Origin of the sequence: Streptomyces sp. XD-27 (genome assembly GCF_030553055.1) — a bacterium.
Lineage (GTDB): Bacteria > Actinomycetota > Actinomycetes > Streptomycetales > Streptomycetaceae > Streptomyces.
In genome coordinates, this window is sequence record NZ_CP130713.1 from 7,056,525 (window position 1) to 7,072,426 (window position 15,902).

Annotated in this window: 11 protein-coding genes; 5 read left to right on the forward strand and 6 right to left on the reverse strand. The window is 74.3% G+C overall.

Annotation, left to right across the window (positions count from 1 at the left end):
- Positions 1 to 31 precede the first annotated feature (31 nt).
- Genes Q3Y56_RS30890 through Q3Y56_RS30905 form a run of 4 tightly spaced genes read left to right on the forward strand, consistent with a single transcriptional unit; the run spans position 32 to position 4,381 of the window.
- A complete protein-coding gene (locus Q3Y56_RS30890) occupies positions 32 to 2,941 on the forward strand; it encodes a nitrate- and nitrite sensing domain-containing protein (RefSeq protein ID WP_304465034.1) in 2,910 nt (969 codons plus the stop codon).
- Positions 2,942 to 2,976: 35 nt separating this feature from the next.
- Positions 2,977 to 3,399 (forward strand): roadblock/LC7 domain-containing protein, encoded by a 423-nt coding sequence (locus tag Q3Y56_RS30895; RefSeq protein WP_304465035.1) that lies wholly within the window; start codon positions 2,977 to 2,979, stop codon positions 3,397 to 3,399.
- A gap of 9 nt (positions 3,400 to 3,408) precedes the next feature.
- A complete protein-coding gene (locus tag Q3Y56_RS30900; RefSeq protein WP_304465036.1) occupies positions 3,409 to 3,795 on the forward strand; it encodes a DUF742 domain-containing protein in 387 nt (128 codons plus the stop codon).
- Positions 3,776 to 4,381: an ATP/GTP-binding protein gene (locus Q3Y56_RS30905; RefSeq protein ID WP_304465037.1), complete on the forward strand. Its 606-nt coding sequence runs from the start codon at positions 3,776 to 3,778 to the stop codon at positions 4,379 to 4,381. Before Q3Y56_RS30900 ends, Q3Y56_RS30905 begins: the two co-directional genes overlap by 20 nt.
- Before the next feature lie 81 nt (positions 4,382 to 4,462).
- On the opposite strand, the gene glpK is transcribed toward Q3Y56_RS30905, so the two are convergent.
- The 6 genes from glpK to Q3Y56_RS30935 all read right to left on the reverse strand — a co-directional run bounded on the left by glpK (position 4,463) and on the right by Q3Y56_RS30935 (position 13,581).
- Complete coding sequence (gene glpK, locus Q3Y56_RS30910) at positions 4,463 to 5,980, reverse strand: glycerol kinase GlpK (RefSeq protein ID WP_304465038.1); 1,518 nt, start codon at positions 5,978 to 5,980, stop codon at positions 4,463 to 4,465.
- 176 nt (positions 5,981 to 6,156) lie between these two features.
- Positions 6,157 to 7,950 (reverse strand): bifunctional diguanylate cyclase/phosphodiesterase, encoded by a 1,794-nt coding sequence (locus tag Q3Y56_RS30915; RefSeq protein WP_304465039.1) that lies wholly within the window; start codon positions 7,948 to 7,950, stop codon positions 6,157 to 6,159.
- A gap of 281 nt (positions 7,951 to 8,231) precedes the next feature.
- Positions 8,232 to 9,422 carry a lipid-transfer protein gene (locus Q3Y56_RS30920; RefSeq protein WP_304465040.1) on the reverse strand — a complete coding sequence of 397 codons (1,191 nt, stop codon included), beginning with the start codon at positions 9,420 to 9,422 and terminating at the stop codon, positions 8,232 to 8,234.
- On the reverse strand, positions 9,419 to 9,877 hold the full coding sequence (locus tag Q3Y56_RS30925; RefSeq protein WP_304465041.1) for a Zn-ribbon domain-containing OB-fold protein: 459 nt from the start codon (positions 9,875 to 9,877) through the stop codon (positions 9,419 to 9,421). Before Q3Y56_RS30925 ends, Q3Y56_RS30920 begins: the two co-directional genes overlap by 4 nt.
- Positions 9,878 to 9,997: 120 nt before the next feature.
- Positions 9,998 to 10,804, reverse strand: a complete 807-nt coding sequence (locus tag Q3Y56_RS30930; protein WP_304465042.1) for a M15 family metallopeptidase — start codon at positions 10,802 to 10,804, stop codon at positions 9,998 to 10,000.
- Between the two features lie 107 nt (positions 10,805 to 10,911).
- Positions 10,912 to 13,581: a glycoside hydrolase family 31 protein gene (locus Q3Y56_RS30935; RefSeq protein WP_304465043.1), complete on the reverse strand. Its 2,670-nt coding sequence runs from the start codon at positions 13,579 to 13,581 to the stop codon at positions 10,912 to 10,914.
- Between the two features lie 211 nt (positions 13,582 to 13,792).
- Here Q3Y56_RS30935 and Q3Y56_RS30940 point away from each other — a divergent pair, with 211 nt between their 5' ends.
- Positions 13,793 to 15,823, forward strand: coding sequence for an acetoacetate--CoA ligase (locus Q3Y56_RS30940; RefSeq protein WP_304465880.1), 2,031 nt, complete (start codon positions 13,793 to 13,795; stop codon positions 15,821 to 15,823).
- Positions 15,824 to 15,902 lie beyond the last annotated feature (79 nt).

Here is a 15,902-nt window from a genome sequence, read left to right on the forward strand (position 1 = left end):
CCGGACACGCGGGGTTGACGTTGGGGAGGCCATGCGCTTTCGCGGGAAGTCCATCCGCCGGAAGATCGTGGCGCTGTTGCTGGTGCCGCTCGTCTCGCTGACGGCGATCTGGGCGTTCGCGACAGTGATCACCGGTCGTGAGGCGATGCAGCTGCTGGATGCCGCGGACATCGTGGACGAGGTCGGCTACCCGGTCGAGGACGCCGTGCACGCGATCCAGAAGGAGCGCCGCCAGGCCCTTATCTTCCTCGCCGACCCGAGCCGTACCGACGCGCTCACCGTGCTGCGCGCCCGGCAGCAGGACACCGACCAGGTCATCGAGAAGCTGCGCGCCAACGCCGGCGACGGGGACACCCGCGACAAGATGTCCACCGAGTCCAAGGCCCAGTTGGGCGCGATCCTCAAGACCGCGGACGGCCTGGAGAACGTGCGCCGCAGCATCGAGGGGCGCACGTACACCAGCGAGCGGACGCTCGCCACGTACAACAAGCTCGTCGACCTCTGCTACATCCTCCGCAGCTCCCTGCACTCGGTGCCCAACGCCGAACTCGACAAGCAGGCCCGCGCCCTGGTCGCGATGGTCCGCGCCCGCGAAGCCCTCTCCCGCGAGGACGCCATCTACTCCGCGGCGCTCACCGCGGGCACCGTCACCCCCGCCCAGCTGCGGTCGATGTCCGACCTCATCGCCGAACGCAGCCTGCTCTACGCCACCAACGTGCCGGTGCTGCCGGCCTCCGAACAGAAGATCTTCCAGCGGTACCGGCTCAAGAGCGCGGCCCCCGAGGCGCTGCGCATCGCCGAGGACCGGATCCAGCGGGCCGGCCCGTCGGGCGCCCTCAAGGCCATGAGCCGGCAGAGCTGGGAGCGCACCGCCAAGGCCGTCCTCGACGACTACGACCGGCTCAACAGCGAGGCGATGGACCGCTACCAGGACCGCGTCGAGCCCGAGGCCGAGAACGTGCTCCTCCAGGCCGGTATCGCGGGCATCCTCGGCTTCCTCGCCCTGGCCGCCTCCATCTTCGTCTCCTTCCGGATCGGCCGGACCCTCATCCGCGACCTGTCCCAGCTCCGCAAGGACGCCCAGGAGGTCGCCACCGTCCGGCTGCCCAGCGTCATGCGGCGCCTGGCGGCGGGCGAGCAGGTCGACGTGGAGACCGAGGCGCCCCGACTGAAGTACGGCGCCGACGAGATGGGCCAGGTCGGCCAGGCCCTCAACACCGTGCAGCGCGCCGCCGTCGAGGCCGCCGTCAAGCAGGCCGAACTGCGGCACGGCGTCTCCGAGGTCTTCGTCAACCTCGCCCGCCGCAGCCAGGTGCTGCTGCACCGCCAGCTCACGCTGCTGGACGAGATGGAGCGGCGCACCGAGGACACCGACGAACTCGCCGACCTCTTCCGGCTGGACCACATGACCACCCGTATGCGGCGGCACGCCGAGGGCCTGGTCATCCTCTCCGGCGCCGCGCCCTCCCGGCAGTGGCGCAAGCCGATCCCGCTCATGGACGTCGTCCGCGCGGCCGTCGCCGAGGTCGAGGACTACGAGCGGATCGAGGTCCGGCGGCTGCCGCGACTGGCCGTGGCCGGCCCCGCCGTCGCCGACCTCACCCATCTGATCGCCGAACTCCTGGAGAACGCCACCGTCTTCTCCCCGCCGCACACCGCCGTGCAGGTGCTCGGCGAGCGGGTCGCCAACGGCTTCACCCTGGAGATCCACGACCGCGGCCTGGGCATGACGCCCGACGCGCTTCTGGAGGCGAACCTGCGGCTGGCCGAGACCCCCGACTTCGAGCTGTCCGACACCGACCGGCTCGGCCTGTTCGTCGTCAGCCGCCTCGCCCAGCGCCAGGGCGTACGGGTCTCCCTCCAGCCGTCCCCGTACGGCGGGACGACCGCGGTGCTGCTCATCCCCGCCAAGCTGCTCACCGACGACGGCGAACCCGACCAGGACGGCCCCGGGGTCGGCCACGCCGAGCCGCGTGCGGCCCTCGGAAGCGGTGGGCTGGGGACCATCGGCGAGATCCCCGCGGTCTTCCCCGACCACGCGGCGCGCAACTCCTCCCTGCTGGACGGCCGGGCCGAGCCGACGGAGCGGACGGCGACGCCCAGCTGGTCGCAGGACGGAGTCGCCCCGCTGCCGCAGGGCGGGTTCCCCGCGCGGGCGCAGGACGGGTTCGACGAGGACGACGAGGAAGCGGGCAGCTTGTTCCGCGGCCGCGGCCTGCCGTCCGTACCGTCCGCCCCCGCCTCGCACATGCGGCCCGTGCCGGACCCGTGGGCGGCCTCGCCCGCCCAGTCGGCCCCGCCCGTGCAGCCGACGCCGCCGGTCCATCCGGTGCCGCCGGTGGCCGAGCAGCACCAGCACGCCGCCGACCGGCCGCTGCCCATCCGCACGTCCGGTCCCGCGCCGCTGCCCCGCCGGGTGCCGCCGGTGCTGGTCTCCGACAACGGCCGCCCGGTGCCGGGCGCCCGCCGCGGCCCCGCTCCCTCGCGGATCGAGGAACCGCGCGTCGAGGAGCCCCGGGGCTGGGACGCGAACGCCGAGGGGCCCCGGGGCTGGGACCCGCATGCCGGGCAGCCCGCCCCGCCGCTCGCGGGCCCCGTGCCGTACCAGGACCGGGAGTCCCGGCAGGGCCTGCCGCAGCCGTCCGCTCCGACGTGGAACCCCGAGCCCGCAGTGCCGTCGGCGCCCCAGGAGCCCGCCATGCCCTCGCAAGGAGCCACCCCGGACACCCCGCCCGGACTGCCGCGGCGGATACGACAGGCCAGCCTCGCCCCGCAGTTGAAGAACGACCCCGTCCCGCGTGATGAGGCGGAACGGTACCCTGCCGAGACCGATGATCCCGAACGCGATGCCGAACAGGCGCGGGCCACGATGGCCTCGCTCCAACGGGGCTGGCAGCGCGGCCGGCGCCACACCGACGCCGACTTCGGGAATCAGGCGTAAGTCAGACCTGGAACGAACTACGAGGGGAACGGTCGATGACCGCACCACACGCCGCAGCACGCCACAACGCGAACTCGGGCGAGTTGAACTGGCTGCTCGACGAACTGGTCGGGCGCGTGGGCAGCATCCGCAAGGCACTCGTGCTGTCCGGAGACGGACTGCCCACCGGCGGCTCGCGCGACCTGTCCCGCGAGGACGCGGAGCACCTGGCCGCCGTGGCGTCCGGATTCCACAGCCTCGCCAAGGGCGTGGGACGCCACTTCGACGTCGGACGGGTCCGGCAGACCATCATCGAACTCGACGACGCCTTCCTGTTCGTCACGGCCGCCGGCGACGGCAGCTGCCTGGCCGTCCTCGCCGACGCCGACTCCGACGTCGGCCAGGTCGCCTACGAGATGACGCTGCTGGTCAAGCGCGTGGGCGTGCATCTGGGCAGCGCGCCGCGCTCCGGCGGGTGACGGGGTGACATGACGCTGGACGCGGAGGGCTGGTTCGACGACGCGGCAGGGCCGGTGGTCCGGCCGTACGCCATGACCCGCGGCCGTACCCGCAGCGCCGCTGAGGCCAAGCTCGACCTCATCGCCGTCGTGGTGGCGGACCGTATGGAGAGACGGTCGGTGCCGGACCAGACGCTGTCGCCGGAGCACATCGAGATCGTCGAGCGCAGCACGGGCACCCCGCTGTCCGTCGCCGAGCTGGCCGCTGAATTAGACCTGCCGGTCGGCGTGATCCGCGTGCTCATCGGCGACCTGCTGCACGCGGCACTCGTCCGAGTGTCCCGGCCCGTACCTCCGGCGGAACTGCCGGACGAGAGGATTCTGCGCGAGGTGATCAATGGTCTACGGGCACTATGACGGCGGTCGGCCCCAGGCCGCCGACCAGGTCGTCGACCCGGTGACACTCAAGATCCTGGTGGCGGGCGGCTTCGGCGCGGGCAAGACCACGCTGGTCGGCGCCGTCAGCGAGATCAAGCCGCTGCGCACCGAGGAACTGCTCACCGAGGCGGGTCGCCCGGTCGACGACCTGGCGGGCGTGGAGGGCAAGCGCACCACGACGGTCGCCATGGACTTCGGGCGCATCACGCTCCGCGAGGACCTGGTGCTGTACCTGTTCGGCACCCCCGGCCAGGACCGGTTCTGGTTCCTGTGGGACGAGCTGTCCACGGGCGCGCTGGGCGCGGTCGTCCTGGCCGACACCCGCCGGCTCCAGGACTGCTTCGCCGCCGTCGACTACTTCGAGCGGCGCGGCATCGCGTTCACGGTCGCCGTCAACTGCTTCGACAACGCTCCCCGCTACCCGGAGGAGACGGTGCGCGACGCGCTCGACCTCGACCCGGGCACGCCCGTCGTGCTGTGCGACGCGCGGCACCGGGAGTCGGTCAAGGAGGTGCTCATCTCGGTCGTCGAGCACGCGATGATGGTGTCCGCGACCCAGCGCTGACCCGGCACTGTGGGACGGCCCGTACCCCGCCGTTCGCGGGTACGGGCCGTGGCGTCGGCGGAGCCCGGTGCCGAGAGGCGCTCAGCCCCCGTCGCCGCCGGCCTCCTGCCAGCCGAAGGACCGCTCCACCGCCCGGCGCCAGTTGCGGTACTCCCGCTCCCGCGCCTCGGCGGGCATCGTCGGCGCCCACTCGGCGTCCCGCCGCCAGTGGGTCCGCAGCTCGTCGAGGTCCTGCCACACCCCGGTGGCCAGCCCCGCCGCGTACGCCGCACCCAGGCACGTGGTCTCCGCCACCACCGGGCGGATCACGGGCACCCCCAGCACATCCGCCTGATGCTGCATCAGCAGCCCGTTGGCGGTCATGCCGCCGTCGACCTTGAGCGTCGTGATCCGTACCCGCGAGTCCTGGTACATCGCGTCGACCACCTCCCGGGTCTGCCAGCTCGTCGCCTCCAGCACCGCGCGGGCCAGGTGCGCCTTGGTGACGTACCGGGTCAGTCCGGTGACCACCCCGCGCGCGTCGGACCTCCAGTACGGCGCGAACAACCCGGAGAAGGCCGGGACGATGTACGCGCCGCCGTTGTCGGCCACGCTCGCCGCCAGCGGCTCGATCTCCTCGGCGGAGCGGATGATGCCCAGTTGGTCGCGGAACCACTGCACCAGCGCCCCGGTGATCGCGATCGACCCCTCCAGGCAGTAGACGGGCGCCTCGCCGCCCAGCCGGTAGCCCACCGTGGTCAGAAGCCCGTTCGTGGACGGCACCGGCCGGTCGCCGGTGTTCAGCAGCAGGAAGCTGCCGGTGCCGTAGGTGTTCTTCGCCTCGCCGACGCCGTAGCAGGTCTGGCCGAACACGGCGGCCTGCTGGTCGCCGAGCGCGGCGGCCACGGGGACGCCCGCGAGCTGCCCGACCGCCGTGCCGTACACCTCGGCGGAGCACCGGATCTCCGGCAGGACCGCCTCGGGTATGTCCATCGCGGACAGGATGCCCGGATCCCACTGGAGGGTCGCCAGGTTCATCAGCAGGGTGCGGGAGGCGTTGGTGACGTCGGTGACGTGCACCCCGCCGTCCGTACCGCCGGTCAGGTTCCAGATCAGCCAGGAGTCGACGGTGCCGAACGCGATCTCCCCGCGCTCGGCGCGACGCCGCAGCCCTGGCACCCGGTCCAGCAGCCAGGCGGCCTTCGGCCCCGAGAAGTAGCTGGCCAGCGGCAGCCCGGTGGCGTCACGGAACCGGTCCTGCCCCAGTTCGCCGCCGAGTTCCTGGCAGAGGCCGGAGGTACGGGTGTCCTGCCAGACGATGGCGTTGTGCACCGGCTCGCCGGTGGACCGGTCCCACAGGACGGTGGTCTCCCGCTGGTTGGTGATGCCCAGCGCGCTCACCTGCTCGGGCCGCAGGCCCGCCGCGGCGAGCGCCCCGGCCACCACGGCCTGCACCGTGGACCAGATCTCGCGGGCGTCGTGCTCGACCCAGCCGGGCTGGGGGAAGATCTGGCGGTGCTCGCGCTGGTCGACGGCGATGATCCCGCCGCCGGAGTCGAAGACGATGCAGCGGCTGGAGGTGGTGCCCTGGTCGATGGCGGCGACGTAACGGTCCGTCATGACGGCTCCCGATTCAGAAGGCGGCTGCCAGTGTTCTGCGGAGGTGACGGAGCGTCAAGGAGCGGGTTGCGGCGGCGGCCGGCCTGCCTGTCCGCCCGCGGCAGCGCCTATGCCCGCGCATGCGCCTACGCCCGCGGCAAGGCATACGGCAGCGCCCGCGCCTCCCCCCCCGGCGCCTACGCCCGCGCCTGCGCCGCGCCCGCCACTCCGTCTCCGCGCCGTGCCACCTGCGCCGAAGCTGTCGCTCCGCCGCCTGCGCCTGTGCCTGTGCCTGCGCCTGGGGCCCGCGCCGGGCCCGACTCGCCGCCCGGGCCCGAGGCCCGCGCGGCGCCCGCGCCGCGCCGTACCTCCTGGCCCGCCGCGCCCGGCCGCGCCAGCACCCAGCTCGCCCCGCGCAGCGACTTGGCGGACTTCTTCAGCGGCGCGAGGCACGCGGCGGCCTGCCGGTGGTCGGTGACGCTGCCCGGCGGGCAGACCACCGTGGCCAGCGACAGCGTGACCGGCAGCCCGCCCGCCGACCAGGCGGTGTCCAGCACGGCGGCGGCGATGGGCTCCGGCCCGTCGGGCCCGTCCGGATCGGTGAGCACCAGGAAGTCGTCGCCGCCGATGTGCCCGATCCGGGCCGCCCGGCGGCCCGTGGCGGCGTCGGCCAGCGTACGGCCCACCGAGCGGATCAGCTCGTCGCCCGCCGCGAACCCCGCCCCGTCGTTGACCTGCTTGAAGCCGTCCACGTCCAGCCAGCTCAGCGCGAAGGCCCGGCCCGTCGCGATCCGCCGGTCCACCTCCGCGTTGACCGTGTCGGAACCGGGCAGCCGGGTCAGCGGATTGAGCCGGGCCGCCTCCTCCACCCGGCTCTCCGCCAGTGCCCGCACGATGTCGGCCAGGTGGACCATGCCCACGCAGCGGCCCGCGCCGTCCACCACCGCCACGTCGTCGCCGGTACGGGACCGTTCGTCGGCCGCGACCACGTCCAGGACCTCCCACGCCGTGGCGTCCAGCGGCACCGTACGGGGGCAGTCGGCCAGCTTCACGGCGGGCCGGTCGGCGTACAGCGCGTGCCCGTAGCGCCCGGACAGCGACAGCAGGAAGCGGTCGCGGTGCACGGCCCGCCGGGGGACGCCGCCCGCGTCCACCAGCATGACGCTGGAGATGCCCGGCGATCCGGTGAGCAGGGCACGGACGTGCTCGGCCGACGCGGACAGCGGCAGCAGCGCGGCGGGCTGGACGAACTGCGCGATCCGAGGCTCGCGCGGACCGGCCGCCGCGGGCGGCGGGGCGGCGACCGCCGGCCGGTGGATGTCGACCGCCGGGCGGCGGGCCGGGGGCGCGAAGAGGTTGCCCTGCGCGAGCTGCGCGCCCGCGCCGCGCGCCGCGGCGCACTGCCGCTCGGTCTCCACGCCCTCGGCGGCCAGCAGTGCGCCGAAGCCGTCGCACAGCTGCCGCAGCGCGGCGACCGCGGCCCGGCTGCCGGCGTCCTGCGGCAGCCCGGCGACGAGCGTGGCGTCCAGCTTGACCAGGTCGGGGGCGAGCCGGGTGAGCAGCCGCAGCGGCAGGTCCCCGTCACCGACTCCGTCGACGCAGATCCGGTAGCCCCGGCGGCGCAGCTCCGCGACGGCCGCCACGAGGCCGCGGCGCGGGACGCCGCCGAACGGCGGGCCCACATCCAGGGTGATCTCCCACGGACGGCGCCCGGCCGCCACGACCACCCGGTCCAGGGACGGCAGGCCGGGCAGGGCGGCGACGGTGGCGGCGAAGACGTTCACATGCAAGGGCAGCAGCGCCTCGTGGCGTGCGGCCGCGCGCACCGCGAGCCCGGCCAGTTCGACGTCGGTGCGCGGGTCCCGCCGCGCGTCCGCGAGCACGTCGCCGGTCTCGGGGCGGGCGAGTATCTCCAGCGCGGTGACCGAGGCGGTGGTGAGGTTCACGACGGGCTGGTACGCGAAGCGGAGATCGTCCGTCCAGGAGGGCACGCCAGCAGGATGGCGGGCGGGCGCAGCCAACGGCGCGCGGTTCACGCGGAGTTCACGCGTCCTTTCGGAGCGTACGGACTTCTCCCCAAGCGTGCGGTTGCTTCCCGGAGCGTACGGCCCGCCGCGCGCCTCCGGGCCCACCCCGCGGACGGCCGGGTAAGGCCGCGCGAGGACGGGAGCGGGGCCGTGCGAGGACGGGACCGGAACCGCGAGGTGTCCGGGGCCGGGGCCGCGCGAGGACGGGACCGCAGCCGCGCGCGGCGTCCGGGGTCCGAGCCGCATCAGATCACCGCGACCACCGACGACCCGTGGCCGAACAGCCCCTGGTTCGCGGTGATCCCGGCCCGCGCCCCGGGTACCTGCCGGTCGCCCGCCTGCCCGCGCAGCTGCCACGTCAACTCGCAGACCTGGGCGATGGCCTGTGCCGGGACCGCCTCGCCGAAGGACGCCAGCCCACCGCTGGGGTTGACCGGCAGCCGCCCGCCCAGCGCCGTCGCCCCCTCCCGCAGCAGCTTCGCGGCGTCCCCGGCCGCGCACAGCCCCAGGTCCTCGTACCACTGGAGCTCCAGCGCGGTCGACAGGTCGTACACCTCCGCGAGCGACAGGTCCGCCGGGCCGAGCCCGGCCTCCTCGTACGCGGCGTGCGCGATGGACGGCCGGAAGCCCCGCGCGGGCGGGGGCGTGCCCGCGGCCGAGTCCGTGGCGATGTCCGGCAGATCCAGGTCGGTGCGCGGATAGCGCGGGGTGACCGTGGACACGGCGCGGATCCGGACCGGGCGCGGATGGCCGTGCCGCCGCGCGAAGTCCATGCCGGACAGCACCAGGGCGGCGCCGCCGTCGGAGGTGGCGCAGATGTCCAGCAGCCGCAGCGGGGCGGCGACGACGGGGGAGGCGGCGACCTCGTCGGCGGTCACCCGCCGCCGGTAGCGGGCCAGCGGGTTGGCGGCGCCCGCGGTCGCGTTCTTCACCTTCACCCGGGCGAAGTCCTCGGGCGTGTCGCCGTGTTCGGCCATCCGACGGCGGGCGTAGAGCGCGAAATAGGCGGGGTTGGTGGCGCCCAGCAGCCGGAACCGCAGCCAGTCCGGGTCGTCGGGCCGGTCGCCGCCCGCGGGCGCGAAGAACCCCTTGGGCGCCGCGTCCGCGCCGACCACGAGCACGACCTCCGCCAGGCCGGCCAGGATCTGCGCTCGGGCGCTCGCGATGGCGTGCGCGCCGGAGGCGCACGCCGCGTACACGGTGCTCACCCGCGCGCCCTGCCACCCCAGCGCACGGGAGAAGGCCGAGCCCGCGACGTGCCCCGGATACCCGCCGCGCACGGTCCCTGCGCCGACTACCGATCCGATGCGGGACCAGGGGAGAGCGGCGTCGGCGAGGGCGGCGCGCGCGGCGGCGGCCCCGTACTCGACGAAGGACCGCCCCCACTTGCCCCACGGATGCATCCCGGCGCCCAGCACCGCCACGTCGCCGGTCACGGAGCCCCCTCCGATACGGGCCGCCAGTACCAGGTCGTCCAGACCTGCCCGGCGTCCTCGTTCAGCACCCCCGGTACGGCCCGAACCGTCATCCCCACGGCGAGGTCGGCCACGGTCAGCCCCGGCTCGCCCTGCCCGAGCACCACCATCCGCTCGGCCGCCAGCTCCACCGCGATGAGGGTGTACGGCCGCCACTCCCGGTCGTCGTCCCACACGTAGGGCGCGGGCGGCCGGTAGCGGCCGTCGGTGTACGACCACACCCGGCCGCAACGGGAGAGCGGCACCTCGTCGAGCTCGGCGCCGCCGCAGCCCGGATCGCGGCAGGACGCGTCCTCGCGAGGGAAGAACACCGCCGAGCAGGCACGGCACCGCGTGCCCAGCAGCCGGAAGTCCTCTGTGTTCTCGGTGTCTCCGGTGAACCAGCCGGACACCACCGGCGTACGCGCGCGCGACATGGCCCTCCCTGTCTCCGTGGACCACCGACCTGACGGATCATCAGAAGTGTACGGAGGCGGCCTCGCGCAAGGAACCCGGCCGTGCGCACGGAACCCGACCGTGTGCACGGAACCCGGCCGTTAACGGCGGCCCGACAGGGCTCGCCGCGAGACGGGGAAGTCGAAGTACGTGTCCGGGAACGGCTCCGGCTTGTACGTGTAGTGCCACCACTCCTCGGCCAGGTTGACGAAGCCCGCCCGCTCCAGCGCGCCCTTGAGCAGCAGCCGGTTCGCCCGCTGTGCGCCCTGGATCCGCGGGTCGAGCGTGTGGGAGAGGGTGTCGAAGCAGTCGAACCCGGTGCCCATGTCCACGGAGTTGTCCGGGAACCGCTCCGCCTGCGGCGCGTAGCACGGCACGAGCGGCTCACCCGGCACATACGGCCGCGTCGGAACGGCCGGCAGCCGCACGATCGTCAGATCGGCCGTACTGCCCCGGCTGTGCCCCGACTTCTCGGCGATATAGCCGTCCAGAAACAGCCTCGACTTGTCGACATGCGGATAGAACTCCTCCTTCATCGCCTGGTCGTCGAGATCCTCGGCCCAGGCCACGAAGTCGTCGACCGCGCGCTGCGGCCGGTAGCAGTCGTACGCCTTCAGCGAGTAGCCCAGCGGCAGCAGCTCACGCTGCGCGGTACGCAGCGCCTCGGCGGCCGGGCGCGTCAGGATGCACATCGGCCGGCGGTAGCCGTCGATCCGGTGACCGGTGAAGTTGTGCGGAGTGACGTAGCGGATCTCCTGAAGGATCGTCGGGTCCACCTCACTGAGGGCCACGAACTCCTTCGGGGCCTTCGGCTCCGGTTCGGCGTGTGCCGGGGTCGGCGTGACGAGAGCCGCCACGGCGGCAAGGGACACGATGAGCGCGCGCACAGCGGCGGCAGGTCTTGGCATGCCCCCTCCAGATACCAGCCGCACACCCCGTCGACAAGAACACGCACGTGCCGCAGGCGAAGAACACGCATGCGCCGCAGGCGCCGCCGTGCTCCACCGGACACGTCCTAACAGCCCCGCATCCGCACCGGATACCCCACCTCCGCCGCCCCGTCCTGCTCCACGACCACCTCGCCGTTGCGCCACCGCGTCGTGAACCGCACCGCCGACGGCCGCTCCCACCCGTCTCCCGCGTCCGCGAACAGCAGCCCGCCACCGGTACGCCCCGCAGCGGGCGCCCACACCTCCAACTCCACCGCGCCGTCCGCACCGGCCACCGGAATCACCGAGCCGGCCCGCGCCAGCACCGGGATCCGCGACCACGGCGCCGCCGGCCGCGCCCAGCCCGGACCTTCGTACGCCCGGCCGGTCGCCGTGTCGTACCAGCGCCCGCGCGGCAGCCGGACCCGCCGCTCGCGCGCGCCTTCCTCCACCACCGGCGCCACCAGCAGCGAATCCCCCAGCAGAAACGCGTCCTCGCAGTCCCGCAACGCCCGGTCCTGCGGCTGCCGCCACCACACCGGCCGCACATACGGGGCACCCGTACGCCGCGCCACCTCCGCCAGCGTCACGAAGTACGGCATCAGCCGCTGCCGCTCGCGCAGCGCCGCCGCCGCGTGCTCCAGCACGTCCGGGCCGAACTCCCACGGCTCCCGCCGCCCCGCCCAGATCGCCGAATGCGTACGGAACAGCGGCAGGTACGAGGCCAGCTGGAACCAGCGCAGAAACAGCTCGGGCGACGGACTGCTGGTGAAACCGCCCACGTCGGGACCGGAGTACGGCACCCCGCACAGGCCCAGGCCCAAGACCAGCGCCAGCGAGGCCCGCAGCCCCGGCCAGCCGGTGGCCACGTCGCCGGACCAGGTGCCCCCGTACCGCTGCATCCCCGCCCACCCCGAGCGGGAGAACAGGAACGGCCGCTCCTCGGGCCGCAACGCGCACAGCCCCTCGTACCCGGCGCGCGCCATCGCCAGCGCGTACACGTTGTGCGCCTCGCGGTGGTCCCCGCCACGGCCGTCCAGGTCGTGGCGGGCGGAGCGCGGCAGCGTCGGGTCGCCGAAGGCCGCGAAGGACACCGGTTCGTTCATGTCGTGCCACACCCCGGAGAAGCCCTGCGCCAGCCGCTCCGCGTACAGCCCGGCCCACCACTCGCGCACCCCCGGGTCGGTGAAGTCCGGGAAGACCGCCTCACCCGGCCACACCACGCCCCGCACCGTCCGGCCCCGCGCGTCGCGGACGAACGCGTCCGCCGCCAGCCCGCTGTCGTACACCGGATCCCCCGGTTCGGCCTTCACCGCGGGGTCCACGATCGACACCAGCCGCACCCCGTCCGCGCGCAGCTCGGCGGCCAGCCCCGGCAGCTCCGGGAACCGCCGCGGGTCGACGGTGAAGACCCGGTGGCCGCGGTAGTGGTCGATGTCCAGGTGCAGCGCGGACAGCGGCAGTTTCCGGTCCCGGTAGCCCGCCGCCACCCGCCGCACCTCCTGCTCGTCACCGAAGCCCCAGCGCGCGTGCTGGTAGCCCAGCGCCCAGCTCGGCGGGACCGCGGGGGCGCCGGTCAGCGCCGTCCAGCCGTGCAGCACCCGCGCCGGGGTGCCCACGATCACCCAGTAGCGCAGCGGCCCGCCCTCCATCCGCAGCACGCAGGACCCGGGCCGGTCGTGCCCGGAACCGTTGCCCTCCTCACCCGCGCGCAGGGTGACCGTGCCGTCCCAGGAGTTGTCGTGGAAGATCAGATGGGTTCCCGCGTCCGCCACCACGAGCTGCACCGGCATGGTCACGTACAGCGGGTCGTCACCGGGCCCGAAGCTGCCGCCGGGGTCGGTGTTCCACAGCCGGTACGTGCCGTCCCGCAGCCGCGGCCCGGCCGACCGGCCGCCCAGCCCGAAGACGGCGGCGTCCGGGGCCACTTCGGACCGCTGAACCCAGGCCGTGGCCGCACCACCCGCGGCAGCACCCGGCGCGCGGCCGACCTGCGAGGGGATCCCGGCATCCTCCCGCGGGCCCCCACCGCCCTGCCCGGCCGCACCGCCCTGCCCGGCCGCACCGCCCTGCCCGGCCGCGCCGCCGTCCCCGGCCGCACCGCCCTGCCCGGCTGCACCGCCCTGCCCGGCCGCGCCGCCGTCCCCGGCCGCGCCGCCGTTCCCGGCCGCACTGCCGTCCCCAGGCTGGTCACCGTCCCCGCTCTCGCCGCCGCCCGCCGACCCGTCGCCGTTCACCCGTGCCCCGGTCGCCGAGGCGGCCCCCGCCGAGGCGGCCCCCGCCCCGTCCGCCGGTTCCCACCAGCGCGGTGGCAGGTCCCGGCGGAGCACCACCCCGCCCGGTGTCCGGATCTCGACCGTGCCCACCCGGGACACCGCGACCGTCACCCGCTCCGACACCACCCGCCACCCGCCGTCGGTGTCCGGCTCCAGCACCGCCCGCTCGTCCGCCTCCAGCGCCGGCCCCGGCCCGGCCAGGCCGTACGACGGTTCGGGACCGGCCCCGTCCCAGCCGCAGAACACCGCACCGGACTTCGTCACACGCACCCGCAGCGACGACCGCGCGAACCGCACCACCCCGCCGCCCGGCTGCGGATCGGCGCCCTGCGCGGCCCCCGGCGTGCGGGCGCGCTCCGGCCCCCGCCGCGGCAGCCACAGCGCGTCCGTACGGCGCCGCCGCCACGCCGCCCGCACCGACCGCAGCCCCTGCGCCGTACCGACCACCTTCACCGACCGCACCAGGTCACGCGCATTCATGCTGATCAGCCTGCCATCGCCGACCCGCGCACAGCGCCGCGTTCAACTGCCGTTCACCCGCTGTCCGCACACATCACGCCACGCCCGTGCGCGCACCGGCGGCCCTGGTGCGGGAGAGGATCACATGGCATCGTCTCGCTGGACCGCGTCACCACACCACCCGCACGTGGACGCGGTGACGCACACGACGCGTACAGCCCGGGAGCCGATGATGACGACCGCACCGCAGCCCGCGACCCAGCCTGAGCCCCTGTGGCGCCCCGGCGAGGACCGAGTCGCCGGCGCCCAGATCACCCGCTTCCAGCAGTGGGCGGCACAGCGGTACGGCGCGCCCGGCCCGGTCCCCGGCGACCCGGCCGCCGGCTACGCGGCCCTGCACCGGTGGTCCGTCGAGGAACTGGAGCGCTTCTGGCAGGCCGTGGCCGAATGGTTCGACGTCCGCTTCTCCACCCCGTACGAAACCGTTCTCGCCGACCCCGCGATGCCCGGCGCCACCTGGTTCCCCGGCGCCCGACTCAACTACGCCGAACACGCGCTGCGCGCCGGCACGGACCCCGCCCGCGCCGCGGAGCCCGCCCTGCTGGCCGTGGACGAGAGCCACGAGCCGCGCCCGGTCACCTGGGCCGAGCTGCGCGACCAGGTCGGCTCCCTGGCAGCGGCCCTGCGCCGCCTCGGGGTACGGCCCGGCGACCGCGTCAGCGGCTACCTGCCCAACATCCCGCAGGCCGCCGTGGCCTTCCTGGCCACCGCCGCGGTCGGCGCCGTGTGGACCTCCTGCGCCCCCGACTTCGGGGCCCGCAGCGTCCTGGACCGCTTCCAGCAGGTCGAACCCGTCCTCCTGTTCACCGTCGACGGCTACGCCTACGGCGGCAAGGAGCACGACCGCACCGAGACCGTCGCCGAACTCCGCCGCGAACTGCCGACGCTCCGCGCCGTCGTCCACGTCCCCCTGCTGGGCACCCCCGCACCCGAGGGCACGCTGGAGTGGGACGCGCTCACCGGCGACCAGGTCGAACCGGACTTCGAGCAGGTCCCCTTCGACCACCCGCTGTGGGTGCTGTACTCCTCCGGTACCACCGGCCTGCCCAAGGCCATCGTGCAGGGGCACGGCGGCATCCTCGTGGAGCACCTCAAGCAGCTCGGCCTGCACTGCGACCTCGGCCCGGGCGACCGGTTCTTCTGGTACACGTCCACGGGCTGGATGATGTGGAACTTCCTCGTCTCGGGCCTGCTGGCGGGCGCCACAGTCGTGCTCTACGACGGCAGCCCGGGCCACCCCGACACGGCCGCCCAGTGGCGGATCGCCGAACGCACCCGCGCCACGCTCTTCGGCACCTCCGCCGCGTACGTCATGGCCTGCCGCAAAGCGGACATCCACCCCGGCCACGACTTCGACCTCTCCGAGATCCGCTGCGTCGCCACCACCGGGTCCCCGCTGCCGCCCGACGGCTTCCGCTGGATCCACGACGAGGTCGCCGAGGACATGTGGATCGCCTCCGTCAGCGGCGGCACGGACGTGTGCAGCTGCTTCGCGGGCGCGGTGCCCACCCTGCCCGTCCACATCGGCGAACTCCAGGCCCCGTGCCTCGGCACGGACCTCCAGGCGTGGGATCCGCACGGCAAGCCGCTGACCGAGGAGGTCGGCGAACTGGTCGTCACCCGCCCCATGCCGTCGATGCCGGTCCGCTTCTGGAACGACCCGGACGGCAGCCGCTACCGCGACAGCTACTTCGACATGTTCCCGGGCGTCTGGCGGCACGGCGACTGGATCACCCTCACCTCGCGCGGCAGCGTCGTCATCCACGGGCGCTCCGACTCCACCCTCAACCGGCAGGGCGTCCGCATGGGCTCCGCCGACATCTACGAGGCCGTCGAGCGGCTCCCGGAGATCCGCGAGTCCCTCGTCCTGGGCGTGGAACAGCCCGACGGCGGCTACTGGATGCCGCTCTTCGTCCACCTCGCCGAGGGCGCCACGCTCGACGACGCGCTGCGCGACCGGATCAAGCGGACCATCCGCGAGCAGCTGTCGCCGCGGCACGTCCCCGACGAGGTCATCGAGGCGCCGGGCGTCCCGCACACCCTCACGGGCAAGCGGCTGGAGGTGCCGGTGAAGCGGATGATGCAGGGCACGCCGCTGGAGAAGGCGGTCAACCCCGGCTCCGTGGACAACGTCGCACTACTGGACTTCTACGAGCGCGTGGCCCGCGAACGCTCGCAGCAGAGCCCGTCCGCGGGAGGCTGACGACCGGAACCCGAGGACAGGGGGCTGAGGGCAGGCGGCAGGACAGGGGGCTCAGGACAGGGGACTGAGGATAGGCGGC

Excerpts from the sequence above, each read along its gene's own strand:
- Q3Y56_RS30905 (WP_304465037.1), top strand. The coding sequence starts at position 3,776 with ATGGTCTACGGGCACTATGACGGCGGTCGGCCCCAGGCCGCCGACCAG.
- Q3Y56_RS30895 (WP_304465035.1), top strand. The coding sequence starts at position 2,977 with ATGACCGCACCACACGCCGCAGCACGCCACAACGCGAACTCGGGCGAG.
- Q3Y56_RS30935 (WP_304465043.1), bottom strand. The coding sequence starts at position 13,581 with ATGAATGCGCGTGACCTGGTGCGGTCGGTGAAGGTGGTCGGTACGGCG.
- Q3Y56_RS30930 (WP_304465042.1), bottom strand. The coding sequence starts at position 10,804 with ATGCCAAGACCTGCCGCCGCTGTGCGCGCGCTCATCGTGTCCCTTGCC.
- Q3Y56_RS30925 (WP_304465041.1), bottom strand. The coding sequence starts at position 9,877 with ATGTCGCGCGCGCGTACGCCGGTGGTGTCCGGCTGGTTCACCGGAGAC.
- Q3Y56_RS30900 (WP_304465036.1), top strand. The coding sequence starts at position 3,409 with ATGACGCTGGACGCGGAGGGCTGGTTCGACGACGCGGCAGGGCCGGTG.
- Q3Y56_RS30940 (WP_304465880.1), top strand. The coding sequence starts at position 13,793 with ATGACGACCGCACCGCAGCCCGCGACCCAGCCTGAGCCCCTGTGGCGC.
- Q3Y56_RS30890 (WP_304465034.1), top strand. The coding sequence starts at position 32 with ATGCGCTTTCGCGGGAAGTCCATCCGCCGGAAGATCGTGGCGCTGTTG.
- glpK (WP_304465038.1), bottom strand. The coding sequence starts at position 5,980 with ATGACGGACCGTTACGTCGCCGCCATCGACCAGGGCACCACCTCCAGC.